At 63.4% G+C, this 15,488-nt stretch carries 14 protein-coding genes; 5 read left to right on the top strand and 9 right to left on the bottom strand.

The window, feature by feature from the left end; translation table 11 throughout:
• Positions 1–31: 31 nt before the first annotated feature.
• The 4 genes from C1D09_RS04800 to pdeM all read left to right on the top strand — a co-directional run bounded on the left by C1D09_RS04800 (position 32) and on the right by pdeM (position 4,718).
• Positions 32–382 carry a MarR family winged helix-turn-helix transcriptional regulator gene (locus tag C1D09_RS04800; RefSeq protein WP_096453375.1) on the top strand — a complete coding sequence of 117 codons (351 nt, stop codon included), beginning with the start codon at positions 32–34 and terminating at the stop codon, positions 380–382.
• 31 nt (positions 383–413) lie between these two features.
• Positions 414–1,274 carry a C40 family peptidase gene (locus C1D09_RS04795; protein WP_143973238.1) on the top strand — a complete coding sequence of 287 codons (861 nt, stop codon included), beginning with the start codon at positions 414–416 and terminating at the stop codon, positions 1,272–1,274.
• A gap of 196 nt (positions 1,275–1,470) precedes the next feature.
• Positions 1,471–4,005, top strand: coding sequence for a ligase-associated DNA damage response DEXH box helicase (locus C1D09_RS04790; RefSeq protein ID WP_143973237.1), 2,535 nt, complete (start codon positions 1,471–1,473; stop codon positions 4,003–4,005).
• The gene (gene pdeM, locus C1D09_RS04785; RefSeq protein ID WP_143973236.1) at positions 4,002–4,718 is read left to right on the top strand and encodes a ligase-associated DNA damage response endonuclease PdeM; all 717 of its coding nucleotides are present in this window, start codon (positions 4,002–4,004) and stop codon (positions 4,716–4,718) included. Before C1D09_RS04790 ends, pdeM begins: the two co-directional genes overlap by 4 nt.
• 18 nt (positions 4,719–4,736) lie before the next feature.
• Here pdeM and C1D09_RS04780 read toward each other — a convergent pair whose 3' ends face one another.
• From C1D09_RS04780 to C1D09_RS33040, 5 genes are all read right to left on the bottom strand, one after another.
• On the bottom strand, positions 4,737–5,357 hold the full coding sequence (locus C1D09_RS04780) for a tetratricopeptide repeat protein (RefSeq protein ID WP_143973235.1): 621 nt from the start codon (positions 5,355–5,357) through the stop codon (positions 4,737–4,739).
• Positions 5,358–5,635: 278 nt separating this feature from the next.
• Positions 5,636–6,571: a dimethyl sulfoxide reductase anchor subunit family protein gene (locus C1D09_RS04775; protein ID WP_143973234.1), complete on the bottom strand. Its 936-nt coding sequence runs from the start codon at positions 6,569–6,571 to the stop codon at positions 5,636–5,638.
• 2 nt (positions 6,572–6,573) lie between these two features.
• Positions 6,574–7,308 (bottom strand): 4Fe-4S dicluster domain-containing protein, encoded by a 735-nt coding sequence (locus C1D09_RS04770; RefSeq protein WP_143973233.1) that lies wholly within the window; start codon positions 7,306–7,308, stop codon positions 6,574–6,576.
• The gene (locus tag C1D09_RS04765; RefSeq protein ID WP_143973232.1) at positions 7,305–10,235 is read right to left on the bottom strand and encodes a molybdopterin oxidoreductase family protein; all 2,931 of its coding nucleotides are present in this window, start codon (positions 10,233–10,235) and stop codon (positions 7,305–7,307) included. Before C1D09_RS04765 ends, C1D09_RS04770 begins: the two co-directional genes overlap by 4 nt.
• On the bottom strand, positions 10,232–10,390 hold the full coding sequence (locus C1D09_RS33040) for a hypothetical protein (RefSeq protein ID WP_167514492.1): 159 nt from the start codon (positions 10,388–10,390) through the stop codon (positions 10,232–10,234). Before C1D09_RS33040 ends, C1D09_RS04765 begins: the two co-directional genes overlap by 4 nt.
• Positions 10,391–10,513: 123 nt before the next feature.
• On the opposite strand from C1D09_RS33040, the gene C1D09_RS04755 reads away from it, so the two are divergent.
• Entirely contained in the window at positions 10,514–11,416 is a 903-nt protein-coding gene (locus C1D09_RS04755; RefSeq protein ID WP_143973230.1) for a LysR family transcriptional regulator, read from the top strand.
• Here C1D09_RS04755 and C1D09_RS04750 read toward each other — a convergent pair whose 3' ends face one another.
• From C1D09_RS04750 to C1D09_RS04735, 4 genes are all read right to left on the bottom strand, one after another.
• On the bottom strand, positions 11,417–12,673 hold the full coding sequence (locus C1D09_RS04750) for an Hsp70 family protein (RefSeq protein WP_143973229.1): 1,257 nt from the start codon (positions 12,671–12,673) through the stop codon (positions 11,417–11,419).
• A gap of 173 nt (positions 12,674–12,846) precedes the next feature.
• Complete coding sequence (locus C1D09_RS04745) at positions 12,847–13,635, bottom strand: TIGR02186 family protein (RefSeq protein WP_143973228.1); 789 nt, start codon at positions 13,633–13,635, stop codon at positions 12,847–12,849.
• Positions 13,635–14,558: a sulfite exporter TauE/SafE family protein gene (locus C1D09_RS04740; protein ID WP_143973227.1), complete on the bottom strand. Its 924-nt coding sequence runs from the start codon at positions 14,556–14,558 to the stop codon at positions 13,635–13,637. Before C1D09_RS04740 ends, C1D09_RS04745 begins: the two co-directional genes overlap by 1 nt.
• A gap of 183 nt (positions 14,559–14,741) precedes the next feature.
• On the bottom strand, positions 14,742–15,488 hold a 747-nt coding region (locus C1D09_RS04735; protein WP_143973226.1), incomplete at its 5' end, for an SEL1-like repeat protein.

Here is a 15,488-nt window from a genome sequence, read left to right as displayed (position 1 = left end):
AACCGAAACAATTTGCCGTCATGCTGGCGCGATGTCGATTGCGATGCGCCCGAGCCAGGCCTTGCGACTGTGGCAGCAGGTGATGCTGTCGCAGGTGCGCGACGATGCGCCTGACCTGACCATGCGCCAGACGGCGATCCTGTTCACCATCTATCTCGATCCGCCGCCGCACACGGTGCGCGGGCTGGCCGCCCGGCTCAACGTCACCAAGCCGGTGATCACCCGCGCGCTCGACACGATGGGCGCGCTGAAGCTGGTGTCGCGCCATCGCGACGAACTCGACAAGCGCAACGTGCTGATCAAGCGCACGGTCGAGGGCGCGCTCTTTGTCGAGCGCTTCGGCGATGGTATCATCGCCAAGGCCCACGAACTGCCGATCTGACCGTTCCGCCCATACAACAGGGTTACCGATTTTGACTGCTCACGATGCCCGTCTCCACGCCTTCCGTTCCGACCTTGCCGATGCGAGGCTGAAAGGCGAGGTTTCTGCCGAGCGTTTTGTCGCCGGCAGGCCGGCGCGGATTTCGGCCTCGGTGGCCGACATCCGCAAGGCGCCGCGTGCGGATGCCGGCGTCAACACGCAAGCCTTGTTCGGCGACGATGTGCTGGTTTTCGAGGATGCCGAAGGCTGGGCCTGGATCCAGGCCGAACGCGACGGCTATGTCGGCTACGTCGCGGCAACTGAGCTAGGCGGACGTGACCACGCGCCCACCCATGTCGTCTCGGTGCCCCGCACCTTCCTGTACCCCGGTCCGGATCTGCGCTTTCCGATCGCGGGACAGCTGTCGATGGGGTCGACGGTGACGGTGACGGCCGCCGCCGAGACGCGCGGTACACACTACGCCGTCCTGCCATCGGGCGAAGCGATCATTGCTGGTCACCTCAGGCCAATCGGACAAATTGCCGCCGACTATGTCGCGGTCGCCGAGACGTTTCTTGGCACACCCTATCTGTGGGGCGGCGCGTCCGGTTTCGGCATCGACTGTTCCGGCCTGGTGCAACTGGCGATGCGCATGGCGGGCAAAAACGTGCTGCGCGACTCCGACATGCAGGCGGCAAGCATCGGTGAGCCGCTCGAACCGGGTCCGGATTATGCCGGGTTGCGCCGCGGCGACCTCGTCTTCTGGAAAGGCCATGTCGCTGTCATGGCCGACGCTAAGACCATGATTCATGCCAACGGCCACACCATGCTGGTCTCGCTCGAAGGACTGAAGGAGGCCATCGCCCGCATCGGCTACCTCTATGGCGGCCCGACCGGGTTTCGCAGGCCATGACCTTTCCTTCTCCCGGTCACTATACGGGAGAAGGTACCCGAAGGGCGGATGAGGGCAGCGCGAAGTTTTGAACAGTCAGTGCTGCCCCTTAAAGGCCTGCCGCATCCGCTCCCCTTGAACGGGGCGAGGAGCGCTGCGATCCCCTTTTGTTCCGATTTTCCTTGGCGATCGCCCCTAGCCGCGCTACCTCTGGCGCGTGACAGTTGAGCCGCGCCTTGCCGAGCAGAATGCCGCCATTGCCCTGCCCGAACCATTCCTCAGATGGTTCGGCGAGAAAGGCTGGTCGCCGCGCGCCCATCAGATCGAATTGTTGGCGAAGGCTCAAAGCGGCCAATCGGTGCTGCTGATCGCGCCAACCGGAGCCGGCAAGACGCTGGCCGGCTTCCTGCCGTCGCTGACCGAACTGGCGGTGAGGCCAAGGCGGAAGCCGGGGCAGGCGCATCGCGGCATCCACACGCTCTACATCTCGCCGCTCAAGGCGCTGGCGGTCGACATCGAGCGCAATCTCGCCAAGCCGGTGGAAGAGATCGGTCTGCCTGTGACCATCGAGACGCGCACCGGCGACACGCCCTCCCACAAGCGCCAGCGGCAGAAGCTGGTGCCGCCCGACATCCTGCTCACCACACCCGAGCAACTGGCACTGCTAATCGCAGCAGGCGATGCCAGGCGCTTCTTCGAGGATTTGCGCTATGTCGTTCTCGACGAATTGCATTCGCTGGTGACGTCGAAACGCGGCCATCTGCTGGCGCTCGGGCTGGCGCGGCTGCGCAGCTTTGTCCCCGGCCTGCAGACCATCGGTCTGTCGGCGACGGTGGCCGAGCCGGACGAGTTGCGGCGCTGGCTGGTCAGCCAGAATCCGCCGGGTGATATGTCCGAGCTGATCGTCGTCACGGGAGGCGCGAAACCCGAAATCTCCATTCTCGATTCCGAAGAGCGTGTACCGTGGGCGGGGCATTCGGCGCGCTATGCCACGCCGGAGATCTACCGCGAGATCAAGCGCCACAAAACGACCCTGCTGTTCGTCAACACCCGCAGCCAGGCGGAGCTGCTTTTCCAGGAATTGTGGCGGGTCAATGAGGACACCTTGCCTATCGCGCTTCATCACGGCTCTCTCGATGTCGGCCAGCGGCGGCGCGTCGAGAAGGCGATGGGCGAGAACGCGCTGCGTGCTATCGTCGCCACTTCGACGCTCGATCTCGGCATCGACTGGGGCGACGTCGATCTGGTCGTGCATGTCGGTGCGCCGAAGGGCGCCAGCCGGTTGGCGCAGCGCATTGGCCGTGCCAACCACCGGATGGACGAACCCTCCAAGGCGATCTTGATCCCTGCCAACCGTTTCGAGGTGCTCGAATGCCGGGCTGCCCTCGATGCCAACTATCTTGGCGCGCAGGACACGCCGCCGCTGGTCGATGGCGGCCTCGATGTGCTGGCGCAGCATGTGCTCGGCTGCGCCTGCGGCGCGCCGTTCCGTGCCGACGATCTGTTCGAGGAAGTGCGAACGGCAGCACCCTACGCAAGTCTCGACCGGCCGACCTTCGACCGCGTCATCGACTTCGTCGCCACCGGCGGCTACGCGCTGAAGAATTACGAGCGCTATGCTCGCATCCGCCTGAACAAGGACGGGTTGTGGCGCGTCTCCAATCCGCGCGTGGCTCAGCAATACCGGCTGAATGTCGGCACCATCATCGAAGTGCCGGCGCTCAACGTGCGTTACGTCAAGGCAGGCAGCAAAGGCTCGGCTACACGCGGCGGCGCCGTTCTTGGCAAGATCGAGGAGGCCTTCCTCGAAACGCTGACGCATGGCGACACCTTCATGTTCGCCGGCAAAGTGCTTCGCTTCGAAGGCATTCGTGAGAATGAATGCCTCGTGTCGAACGCGCCCGGCAGCGACGCCAAGGTGCCCTACTATGGCGGCGGCAAGTTCCCGCTTTCGACCTACCTTGCCGAGCAGGTCCGCATGATGCTGGACGATCCGCGGCGCTGGAAGAAGCTGCCGGAGCAGGTGGCCGACTGGCTGCAATTCCAGGCCGATAAATCGGTTCTGCCCAAACGCGATGACCTGCTGATCGAAACCTTTCCACGCGGCAACCGCTACTATCTGGTCGCTTATCCCTTTGAAGGCAGGCTGGCCCACCAGACGCTCGGCATGTTGCTGACCCGGCGCCTCGACAGGGCAGGCGCCAGGCCGCTTGGCTTTGTCGCCACAGATTACGCGCTTGCCGTATGGTCGCTGGGCGACATGGGCGCGATGTTCAAAGCCAGGAAACCGTCTCTCGGCGCATTGTTCGACGAGGACATGCTGGGCGACGACCTCGAAGCCTGGCTGGCCGACAGCTGGCTTCTCAAGCGCACCTTCCGCAATTGCGCGCTGATTTCGGGGTTGATCGAGAAGCGCCATCCGGGCCAGGAGAAGAGCGGTCGTCAGGTCACCGTATCGACCGATCTGATCTACGATGTGCTGCGCAGCCATGAGCCGGACCATATCCTGCTGCAGGCGACGCGTGCCGATGCGGCGGCCGGTCTGCTCGATGTCAGCAGACTTGCCGACATGCTCTCGCGCGTCCAGGGTCGAATCATGCATAAGAATCTGGAGCAGATTTCGCCTTTGGCCGTGCCGATCATGCTCGAGATCGGCAAGATGCCGGTGAACGGCGAAGCCGATGAAACACTGCTGATGGATGCGGCGACTTTGGTCGAGGAGGCCATGGGGCCGGAAATGAGTGAGGGATGAATTTTTCGCTGGCGCGTACGTCGCTGATCACCGAGGCCGATATGATAGGCATCGCCGGCGAGCGTGCGCTCTGCGATCCGCGCGGTGTGCTCTATTTTCCCGAACTCAGGCTGTTGGCGGTCTCCGACCTGCATCTGGAAAAAGGCTCCTCGCTGGCAAGGCGCGGTATGCTGATCCCGCCCTATGACACCGGCGCGACCTTGCTCAGACTGCAGGCCGTCATATCCGACTACCAGCCGTCGATCGTCATCAGCCTTGGCGACTCCTTTCATGATGGCGGCGGCGCCGAGCGCATGCATGCGAGTTTTCGCGAGCGGCTGGAAGCGCTGATGGTGGGTCGTGACTGGTTCTGGGTCGCCGGCAATCACGATCCGGAGGCGCCGGCCGATCTTCCCGGTGAAACGGTGCGGGAATTGGCCATAGGTTCGCTGCTGTTCCGGCATGAACCGTCGAAAGTGCGCGTCGAGGGCGAGATCGCGGGCCATCTCCATCCCTGCGCGCGCATCGTGCAGCGCGGCCGTTCGGTGCGTCGGCGCTGCTTTGCCGGTGACGGCGGACGCATGATCATGCCGGCCTTCGGCTCCTATACCGGTTCGCTCAACGTGCTCGATCGCGCCTATGCCGGGCTGTTCCGCCTGGAATCGCTGATGGCCTATATGCTTGGCACCGACCGCATCTTTGCCATCTCGGGTTCGATGCTGCGGCCGGGTTGAGGGGCCGCCGCCTGAAGCTCACGTCTTCTTAAGCGCAGCATGAATGCGGTCGAGCGCTTCTTCCGCGCCGCGGTATCCCTGCGCTGCCGAGCGCTTTAACCATTGGATGGCAAGGTCATCATTCTGCTCAACCCCAACACCTTTGAGATACATCAAAGCCACGTTGAATTGCGCCTTGCTGTCATTCAGTTGCGCAGCCTTTTCGTACCAATAGAAGGCTAGCTTGGGGTTCTTATCTACAATCTCGCCGGTCAGGTAAGCAACGCCCAAATTAATTTGCGCGGCAACATTACCTTGCTCAGCTGCTTTGTTTAACCAAAGTACCGCATCGGAACCACTTTTGGGCACTCCCGTCCCAGAAAAATACGCGTATCCAAGATACTGCTGAGCTTCGGGCAAACCTTGGATCGCCGCCTTGCGCCATAGCTCCGCCGCTTTGGAATCATCCTGCTGAACGCCTTTGCCCCAGGAGTACAAAAGTCCAAGTTTCAACTCGGCCACTGCCATGTCTTGATCCACCGCCTTACCCCACCATTCGGCAGCTTTGGAATAATCCAGTGGAACACCAAGTCCCCTGGAATACAGAAATCCGACGTTAAATTGGGCAATGGCATCACCCTTTGGGCGAGAGCCTTCCATTCTTTGTACGCTTCTGAATAATTATTCGCTTTAAAGGCGGCTTCGGCTTCGAGCGCGCCTGCTATTAAGTTGCAGGGTGCAAGGATAAACATACATGCGGCAAACAAGCCGCGTGCGAGATAGGTCGGAGAGAGGAAGGCAGAAAGATTCATCACCGTGAACTACGCATAGAGAACTGGAGCGTTCTGAATTTAAAGGATAGTATCGACTCCGCTGTCAACAATAATGCCGAATTTTACTGTCGTCCAGGGAACTGGCGGAAGTCATTTTCAGCTGTCCTATCGCCCATAATAAAGCGCGACCGTGTGCTTTGCCTCGGCGAAGAACAGCCAGCGCTCGACCAGCATCCCGGCGAACTGGACGATCGCGGCGAGGACCGACGGGATCGCCGCAACGGGCCAGGGTAAGGCGAAGGTGGCCGCGAGCAGCAGGACGGGCAGGGCGAAGGCCAGTGCCTGCGCCAGCATGCGAAGTTTCGCACTGTGCTTGCGCGCGATGCGGAAGCCCATTTCCTTGAGCAGGTAGTTTTCCTCGGTATGTGGCCATTCAAGCGATCGCACCGTGCCGCCGGCCAAACCCGTCGCGGTGTTGGCGGTGGTCGCGATTTCGAGACGGTCATTGTGCCGCCAGGTCGCGCGCTTCCAGCCCCAGCCGGCCAGAGTGGCCAGCAGCGACAATACCAGAACGGCCACCGAGCCGACGCCGAAACTCTGCAGGAGCGCGTTCAACAGGACGCTGCCGGTCGTGGCCGCGAAGATCAGATAGGCCGGCAAAGTATAGCGGCTGTGCCATTGGGCGATCGGTTTCAGCGACGCGTAGATCATGCCGGTGGTGCAGACGGTGACGATTGCACCGATAGCGGCCAGCAATCCGGCAATGGTCACCCAGCCGCCAGTGCGGCCCAACAACACCCAGCCGAGCCCGAACAGTCCCGCCGGGATGAAGGTGATGACCGAGGCCACGCCTTCGCGCGACAGCCAGGAACTGCGCCATTGCGAGAACGCCCGCCAGGCGCGCTCCGGCCTGCCGAGATGGCCGGTCGAGGACAACAATCCCGCCGCGATGAGGCCGAGCGCCAGCCCCAGGCCGACGAAACCGAGCCAGAAATCGGCCGGCACGATCTGCAATCCACCGAGCACGCCGAACAGCGCCAGCAGGCCGTAGCCGGCGCCCGTGGCGGTGGTGAAGAAGACAACGGAGAAGGCTGGATGCATGGTCAGTTCGAAAGCATGCGATCGACCCAGCCGAGGAGGCCGCCTTCGGCCCGCACCGGCTCCAGTGGCTTCGCGGGCACCGATGCGGCGCGCTGCGTATGGGCGCGCGGCGGCAGATATTTGTTGGTCGGGCGATAGCCGAGTTCCGGCATCAGGTCGACACCGCCGCGCTCGGCAACCAGCTGCGAGACGGCGGACCGAGGATCGCCGAGATCGCCGAAATGCCGAGCGCTGGTCGGGCAAGCCGCGACGCAGGCCGGCACACGGTCTTCTTCGGCCAGATTATCGTTGTAGATGCGGTCGACGCACAGCGTGCATTTCTTCATCACGCCGACATCGGTGTCGAATTCGCGCGCGCCATAGGGGCATGCCCAGCTGCACAATTTGCAGCCAATGCACTTGTCCGCGTCGATCAGCACGATGCCGTCCGAGGCCCGCTTGTAGGAAGCGCCGGTGGGACAGACCGTGACGCAGGCCGGCGTTTCGCAATGCAGGCAGGAGCGGGGGAAGTTGACGGTGCGCCCGCCCATCTCTGTCGTGTGCTCGTAACTGTGCACGCGGTTGAACCAGACGCCGTCGACATGGCCGCCATAGGGGTCGATGTCGGTCAGCGGCGCCATGTGACCGCCAGTGTTCCATTCCTTGCAGGCTGTGACGCAGGCCTGGCAGCCGACGCAAGTGTCGAGGTCGATGACGAGACCAAGTTTCTTGTCGGTATGGGCGGGCAGGCAGGTCATTCGGCGGCCTCTCTTGTCCGGCGGAATTCGGCGCCGAAACGAAGGATGTCGGGCGAAGGCTCGAAATGCGCCGGTTGGCTGAAACGCTCGAAATGCGGCTCGGTGAAGCCGGCCTCTTCCGCCCTGCATTTGACGATGCGCACGCGCAGGTCGAACCACGCCGCCTGGCCGGTGACAGGATCGGAATTCGAATAGCGTTTGCCCTGGGCGTCGGCCGAGGTCTGGTCGCCGATGATATGGTTGAGCAGGAAGCCGCGATTGCTCTCGGCGGCATCATCTTTCAGCCCCCAGCTGCCGCGCCTTTTGCCGATCGCGTTCCAGGTCCAGACCGTGCTTTCGTTCACCCCGTCGACCAGCTTGATCTGCCCCTTAACTCTGCCGTTGATGCTCTCGATCCACACCCAGTCGTCGTCGACGAGACCGAGACCGGCGCCGGTCCGGTGGTGCACGAACAGCCGGTTCTGGCTGGTGATCTGCCGCAGCCACGCATTCTGCGCTCCCCAGGAATGATACATGTGCATCGGCCGCTGCGTCAGCGCGTGCAGGGGGTATTTTTCGAGGTCGACCACCGCTTCCTCGAACGGCATGTACCAGAACGGCAGCGGATCCATGTAGGTCTCGATGCGCTGCCGCTCGGCCTCCGGCGGCAGCACACGGCCATGGCCGCGTGCGGCGAGCCGAAACCGCTGCAACGGCTCGGAATAGAGCTGGAAGATGATCGGCTCGGCTTTATGGATGAAACCCATCTGCACCGCGAAATCCAGATAGGAGCGGTTGGCCATCTTGTAGTAGCGCTGGTTGTCGGCGAAGTCGTGATGCCAGAAGCCGCCATTGTCGATGTAGCGCTGCAACTGGTTCGGATTGACCTCGCCCTTGCCGATCGACGTCCCGTCCTTGCCGCGCCAGCCGGCCAGCGGTCCGATGCCCGGTGTGCGCTCGTGGTTGACGATATAGTCGGCATAGTCGGCATATCTGGCCGATCCGTCCTCGTCGACGAAACCGGGCAGGCCGAGCCGGGCGCCCAGTTCGATCAGCACCGACTGGAATGGCCTGACGTCGCGATCGGGCTCGACGACGGGATGGCGGATGGCATCGCCCGGTCCGTCGGCATGGCTGATCGGCCGGTCGAGCAGGCTGATGCAATCATGCCGTTCGAGATAGGTGGTATCCGGCAGCACGAGGTCGGCGAACGGGACTGTCTCGGAATAATAGGCGTCGGAATAGATGATGAAGGGGATCTTGTAGTTGCCCGCCTCGTCGCGGTCGGTCAGCATACGAATCGTCTCGACGGTGTTCATCGAGGAATTCCAGGCCATGTTCGACATGTACATCATCAGCGTGTCGATCGGGTAGGGATCGCCGGCCCAGGCATTGCGGATGACGGTGTGCATCAGCCCGTGAGCGGCGAGCGGCGCGTCCCAGGAGTAGGCCTTGTCAATGCGGGTCGGCGTGCCGTCTTCTTCGACCAGCAGGTCGTCCGGCCCGCAGACGAAACCAAGCGGCATGCCATCCAGCGGCGTCATCGGCTTGACCGTCCTGCCGGCGGGTTTCGGCCCCGGCGGCGCCGAACGGGGATAGGGCGGCTTGAAGCGAAAGCCGCCGGGAACATCCACCGTGCCCAGAAGCACTTGCAGCAGGTGGATGGCGCGGCAAGAGTGAAAACCGTTCGAATGCGCTGAGATCCCGCGCATGGCATGCATCGAAACCGGCCGGCCCTTGATCGTCTCGTGCCGGCGCCCGGCCCAGTCGGTCCATGCGATCGGCAGTTCGATCGTCTGTTCGAAGGCGACATGGGCAAGCTCGGCGGCGATCCGGCGGATCGTATCGGCGCGAATGCCGCAACGTTCCGCCACCGCATCCGGCGCATAGCAGTCGTCGAGATAGCGGTCGGCGATCAATTGGAAAACCGGCGTGCAGCGGCGGCCGCCGACTTCGAAGTTCCCGGTCAGCGCCGGCTTCGCTTCCGGGTCGGTTGCCTTGACGAAGGTCTTCGCCACCCTGTCCCAGGCCAGCGGATTGCCGCCGGCGTCGCGGACGAACAGCCCGTCGTCTGAGGTGCCAGGCTCCTGCACCACGAGGACATGGGCGTTGGTGTAGCGGAGCAAATAATCGAGATCGACACGGCCGGCCTTCAGCAATTCGTGGATGAGCGCAAACACGAACAGGCCGTCCGTACCGGGCCGGATGCCGACCCAGTCGTCGGCAATCGCGTTGTAGCCGGTGCGGCAGGGGTTGATCGACACCACCTTGGCACCGCGCGCTTTGAGCTTGCCCAGCCCGATCTTGATCGGGTTGGAATCATGGTCCTCGGCGACGCCGAACAGCATGAAATATCGTGTGTTGTCCCAGTCGGGCTCGCCGAACTCCCAGAACGAGCCGCCGATCGAATAGAGCCCGCCGGCCGCCATGTTGACCGAACAGAAGCCGCCATGGGCGGCGAAATTCGGCGTGCCGAACTGGCTCGCCCACCAACCGGTCAAGGATTGCGACTGGTCGCGGCCAGTGAAGAAGGCGAGCTTCTTCGGATCGGTGCGACGGATGGCCGAGAGCCGCTCCGTCGCGATCGAAAAAGCCTCCTCCCACTCGATCTCGCGGAACACGCCCGAGCCGCGCGGGCCGGTGCGCAGCAGCGGCTTCCTCAGCCGGGCGGGGCTGTAATGCTGCATGATGCCGGAGCTGCCCTTGCCGCAGATCACGCCGCGATTGACCGGATGGTCCTTGTTGCCGTTGATGTAGCGGACCTTGCCGTCCTTGATGTGCACGTCGATACCGCAGCGGCAGGCGCACATATAGCAGGTCGTCTTGGCGATGCTGTCGGAAATGCCAGGCGAGGTGTCCACGCCGTCGCCTTCATCGGGCGCGCGTGTGTCGGCAAGCGGGCGTTGCGATGGTGCTGAATTCGCGCCGCGCGGCGGTGGATGCCTCATGATCCGGATGTGCCCGCGCGGCCGGCGGATTTGGCTCGCGTCTTCGGCCCGGGGCCGCGCATGTAGTGCTCTTCCGGGTGATAGCGATTGCCGGCCAGCCGTCTGCGGATGCCGCGGGTCCAATGCGCGAGAAGGGACTTGAAGCGCCCGATCATTTTAGTCTCTGCCATCCGCTGGCGAATTTTTCCTAACTTCGCATGAAAATGTAGAATGAAGCTATCGATCCGTCTAATCAGTTGTTCTTGTAAATTCGATCGATATTGGTTCTTGATATCATCATGACCCTGGATCAGTTGCGCATTTTCGTCGCCGTCGCCGAGCGCGGCCACATGACCAAGGCGGCGGAGCTTTTGGGTATCTCCCAGTCGGCCGCATCGGCCGCCATCCGCTCGCTTGAAGAGCAGCACGGCGTCCATCTGTTCAACCGCGTCGGCCGCAACATCGAGCTTGCCCAGACAGGCCACCGGTTCCTGCCGGAGGCAAAGGCGGTGCTGGAGCGGGCCGCCGCCGCGCGCAATGTGCTGGAACATGTCTCGCAGACGGTCGCCGGCAGCCTCTCCATCGCCGCCAGCCTGACCATCGCCAGCTATTGGCTGCCGCGCCGGCTGGCGTCCTTCCACGAGGCCTATCCCGCGGTGCGGCTGAGCGTGAGCATCGGCAACACGAGGCAGGTCGAGGCCAGCGTGCTGGATGGGACCGCCGATCTCGGTCTGGTCGAGGGGCGCACCGAATCCGACATATTGCGTCGGGCCAAGGTCGACACCGACCGGTTGATGCTGGTGGTCGCGGCGTCACATCCCGAGATCGTCGAAACCGCACCGGGCCGTCCCGACATCAGGGGCCTGCGCTGGATCATCCGCGAAGGCGGGTCGGGCACGCGCGAAGTGCTGGAGGATCTGGCGCGGCGCGAGGGGATTTCGCTAGCCGATCTGCAGGTGTTCCTGGTGCTGCCAAGCAACGAGGCGGTTCGCCAGGCGGTCGAGGCGGGTGCCGGCGCCACCATCATTTCGGAGCTCGTCGTCGGGCACGCCGTCGCCGAAGGCAGCCTGCGGTCCGTGCCGCTCGAACTGCCCAAACGCGACTTCGCCATGATCACCCACCGCGACCGCCAGGCAAGCCTGGCCCAGATGGCGCTCAAGGCGCATCTCGGCGCCGAGACGAGCCGAAGCGGTTCGGCCTGATCAGCCGAACTTCCGCTGCGCATCCAGCGCCAGGCCAAGGCCGACCGAGCCGAACATGTCGCCGTCGATGACTGAAGCCTGCGGCACCAGCGCCAGGATTTCCCGTCTTGCCAGCGGGATGGCGGTCGAGCCGCCGGTCAGGAACACCGCGGTGATGTCGGACGGCTTGACCTGCGCGTCGCGCATGGTCTCAGCCACCGTTGCCGTAACCCGCTCGATGTCCCGGGCGATGGTTGCGTCTAGCCCGCCACGCGTGATTTCGGCCGCGAACTCCACGTCGGATAGTCTCACCGCGACTTCGGCCGATGACAGGTCGGTCAACTCTATCTTGGCCTTTTCCACCAATGCCGCCAAAGCGTGCCCATAGCGGTGCTCCACAATGTGGATAAAACGATCGACCAGGTCGGCGCGCGCGGCCTCGTAACGGATCTGGCGCAGATGCGTCATCGCCTTGGCTGTGTAGACCAGGTTGATGCGCTGCCAGGTCGCGAGATCGACGAAGTAGCTGGCCGGCAGATTGCGCTTGCCGTCCTTGGTCGGGGTCAAATAGCCGAGCTGCGGCATCACGTGGGCAATGCTGAGCAGCCGGTCGAAATCCGTACCGCCGATATGGACGCCCCGCCTGGCCAGGATATCGTCCTTGCGGTCCGGCAGTCGGGCACGCTCAGGCGAGACGCGCACGACTGAAAAGTCAGACGTGCCGCCACCCATGTCGATGATCAGCGCCAGCTCCTCGCGCGTCACCCTCTGCTCGTAGTCGAGCGCAGCCGCGATCGGCTCGAACTGGAAGGCGATGTGCTTGAAGCCTTGGGCATGCGCGGCCTTTTCCAGGTCGCTCTGCGCGTTCGCGTCGGCCTGTGGGTCGTCATCGACAAACTGCACCGGACGGCCGAGCACAACGGTCTCGACCAGATCGCCGCCATCGTCTTCAAGCTTCTTCCTGAGATGCCCGAGGAACAGGCCGATGATCTCCATGAAGCCGATCGAGCGCGCCTTGATGCGCGTCTTTTCATGCGCCAGCGAGCTGCCCAGCACGCTCTTCAGCGAGCGCATCAGCCGGCCTTCCACGCTGTCGGTGTAGTTGGCGATGGCCTGGCGGCCGAAACAGATGCGGCCGTCCTCGAAATTGAAGAACACCGCACTGGGCAGCGTGACTTGGCCGCCTTCGAGGGCGACGAGGTGAGGCTGCCCGTTGCGGACCACGCCGACCGTGGAGTTCGAAGTGCCGAAGTCGATGCCGGCGAATGCTGGTCGCAAGGCAGCCTCCTGTCATTGGCGGCGGACAGCGGATCGGCGCTCGCGGGAGACGCGTGCGCTGTGGTTCCGGACGACCGGACGCCTCTGCCGAATTGAATTGTGCGTGCTTGCCCGTTGGGCGGGGAGGTGCGGTCTATAGCATGACGCGGGAAAGGGAAACCCCTTTTGGCCGCTCAATCCTTGCGGAAGATCAGCCTGCCGAGCCAGCCCGTCAGCATGGCCAGCGATATGGCGAAGACGCCATAGAGGAAGGAGTAGTCGTGGGCGACCCGGAAGATCGACTGTTCGAAGCCGGACTTGCGGATTTCGAGTTGGGCCGAGCTCTCCTTGATGAACAGGCCACTCTTGAACAGGAACGCGCGGGCCTTGTGGGTGCCGACCGGTACATTCGGTGCCAGCCTCACGGTGGCGCGGAACAGGTTCTGCGACAGGAACTGCACGCCGCCGACATTCTCGCTGTAGAGGCCGGCCGCGCCCTTGCGCTCGCGCAGCGCCGCGGTGAATTCCTCGATCGTCGCCGGGTTGTCGCCGGCGTCTGCGGGCTGCATATAGAGGTTGGAGGCGCCGAGCGACAGCTGCTTGTAGCTGTTCGGTTCGGTGATGTCCTGCAGCGGCCGCGTCGTCGCCACCGAGTAGGAGACCGGCACGTTCTCGAAGGTTTCGGAGTCCAGATTGACCCAGACGCCGAGCACCCGGTCCTTGCGGCGCACCACCACCGGCTTGGGTGGCCCTTCGAGCACGACGATGACGTCGTAGCGCCCCTGGCGGGCGACCAGCGGGTCGGGGTTTTCCAGTGAACCGAAAATGGTCAGGTCGGCGCCGGAAAAACCGGCGGTGATCGAGACATTGTCGGTGGAGAGACCGATCTGGATGCCTTCCGTCAGCGGCGTCTGTGCCTTCGCCGGCGCGGCAACAAGCAGGGACAGGAGGATGGCGGCTGCGAATGCTTTCGGGCCCGCCATCAGTTGAGGCTCGCGCTGGACAGCGAATAGAGATTGGGCGGGGTGACGAAAAGATCGATCGCCAGCCTGATCGCCACAGCCAGCACCAGCAAGGCCAGCAGCGCCCTGAGCTGCTCGCCACGCAGCCTCTGGCCGGCCTTGGCACCATATTGCGCGCCTGCGACGCCGCCCGCCATCAACAGGAAGGCAAGCACGACGTCGACGGTCTGGTTGGTGGTGGCGTGAACCAGCGTGGTGTAGGCGGACGTGAAGATGATCTGGAACAACGAGGTGCCGATAACGACATTGGTCGGCACCTTGAGCAGATAGATCAGCGCCGGCACCATGATGAAGCCGCCGCCGACACCCATGATCGACGATAGGAAGCCGATGCCGGCACCAAGGCCGAGCACCGGGATGACGCTGACGAAGAGTTTCGACGCCCTGAAGCGCATCTTCAGCGGCAGCCGGTGGATCCAGTTGTGCTGGCCGGATTTCTTCAGCACCGGCGCGGCGCCGCTGCGTGTGGCGCGCAGCGCATTGATGCTTTCGACCAGCATCAGCCCGCCGACCGTGCCGAGCAGCACGACATAGAGCAGCGAGATGAACAGGTCGAGCTGGCCGAGCCGGCGCAGGAAGGCGAAGACATAGATGCCGGCGGTCGAGCCGATGATGCCGCCCGCCAGCAGCACACCGCCGAGCTTGAAGTCGAGCGTGCCCCGCTTCATGTGCGAAAGCACGCCGGAGACGGAAGAGGCGATGACCTGGTTGGCGCCGGTGGCGACCGCGATCGCCGGGGGGATGTTGTAGAAGATCAGGAGCGGCGTGATGAGAAATCCGCCGCCGACGCCGAACATGCCCGACAGGAAGCCCACCGCCGCGCCCATGGCCAGCAGCACGAAGACGTTGACGGAAATTTCCGCAATCGGGAGATAGATGCCCACCCGTCAGTCTCGATCAGTTTGCCTGTCGGCGAATACAGCCGTTCTGGGCAGTCTCGCACCGAAAAGCCAATTTTTCCTTGCACCGGCGCGGTCAAACCCCGCCGCCGCGCCGAAACAAAAAGTATCTCAATCAGTTAACAGGCAAATGTGTGGCAAGAGCGTCGTGGAAACGACGCTTCTCTGTTATTTGCGCGCCAGCAGCGCCCGCACCAGTTTTTCATCGACGGCACCGGTCGCCGGCAGCTTGTTGTCGGTCTGGAAAGCGATGATCGCGTTCTTGGTCTTCTCACCCATGACGCCGTCGGCGCCGCCGGCGTCATAGCCGTTCTTGTTGAGGATGAGCTGGATGTTCTTGACCGCCTTCTTCATGTCGATGCCGGCGGTCGTCTGCGGCGTGCCTTCCTGCCAGGATTCGGGAATGTCGGCCGAATTGGTCGCCGCGTTGAGCGGCTTGGCCTTCCACAGTTCGGTCGCGGCGCGTGCCCGCTCGAGCTGTTCGGGCCGCAGCGCGTTGGCGATCTCGTCGCGCTTGGCGGCAGCGTCCTTGTCGCCGGTCTTGGCGACCAGCGCGAACCATTTGTAGGATTCCTCGAGGTTCTGCTTCATGCCGACGCCCTTGGCGGCGAGGATGCCGAGATTGAACTGGCTGTCCTTGACGCCGAGATCGGCGGCCTCCTGGAACCAGTGCGCGGCCGATTCATTGTCGGTCACGCCATCGGCGGCCATGGCGAACAGCACGGCCAGATTGTGCATGGCGCTGGCATTGCCCTGCTCGGCTGCCAGCTGGTACCAGGTCTTGGATTTCTTGATGTCGCGGGCGACGCCGATGCCCTTCTCATAGAAATTGCCGATGCGGTATTCGGCCGGCGCGAAACCGAGTTCCGCCGATCTCTCGTACCATTTGGCCGCTGCTGCCATGTCTTCCTTGAC

The sequence above is a fragment of the Mesorhizobium intechi genome, assembly GCF_002879535.1.
GTDB lineage: Bacteria > Pseudomonadota > Alphaproteobacteria > Rhizobiales > Rhizobiaceae > Mesorhizobium > Mesorhizobium intechi.
The sequence above is the reverse complement of the archived record's forward strand: the minus strand, read 5'-3'. Positions and strand labels throughout refer to the sequence as shown.

Excerpts from the sequence above, each read along its gene's own strand:
- C1D09_RS04800 (WP_096453375.1), top strand. The coding sequence starts at position 32 with ATGTCGATTGCGATGCGCCCGAGCCAGGCCTTGCGACTGTGGCAGCAG.
- pdeM (WP_143973236.1), top strand. The coding sequence starts at position 4,002 with ATGAATTTTTCGCTGGCGCGTACGTCGCTGATCACCGAGGCCGATATG.
- C1D09_RS04780 (WP_143973235.1), bottom strand. The coding sequence starts at position 5,357 with ATGGAAGGCTCTCGCCCAAAGGGTGATGCCATTGCCCAATTTAACGTC.
- C1D09_RS04775 (WP_143973234.1), bottom strand. The coding sequence starts at position 6,571 with ATGCATCCAGCCTTCTCCGTTGTCTTCTTCACCACCGCCACGGGCGCC.
- C1D09_RS04770 (WP_143973233.1), bottom strand. The coding sequence starts at position 7,308 with ATGACCTGCCTGCCCGCCCATACCGACAAGAAACTTGGTCTCGTCATC.
- C1D09_RS04765 (WP_143973232.1), bottom strand. The coding sequence starts at position 10,235 with ATGAGGCATCCACCGCCGCGCGGCGCGAATTCAGCACCATCGCAACGC.
- C1D09_RS33040 (WP_167514492.1), bottom strand. The coding sequence starts at position 10,390 with ATGATCGGGCGCTTCAAGTCCCTTCTCGCGCATTGGACCCGCGGCATC.
- C1D09_RS04755 (WP_143973230.1), top strand. The coding sequence starts at position 10,514 with ATGACCCTGGATCAGTTGCGCATTTTCGTCGCCGTCGCCGAGCGCGGC.
- C1D09_RS04745 (WP_143973228.1), bottom strand. The coding sequence starts at position 13,635 with ATGGCGGGCCCGAAAGCATTCGCAGCCGCCATCCTCCTGTCCCTGCTT.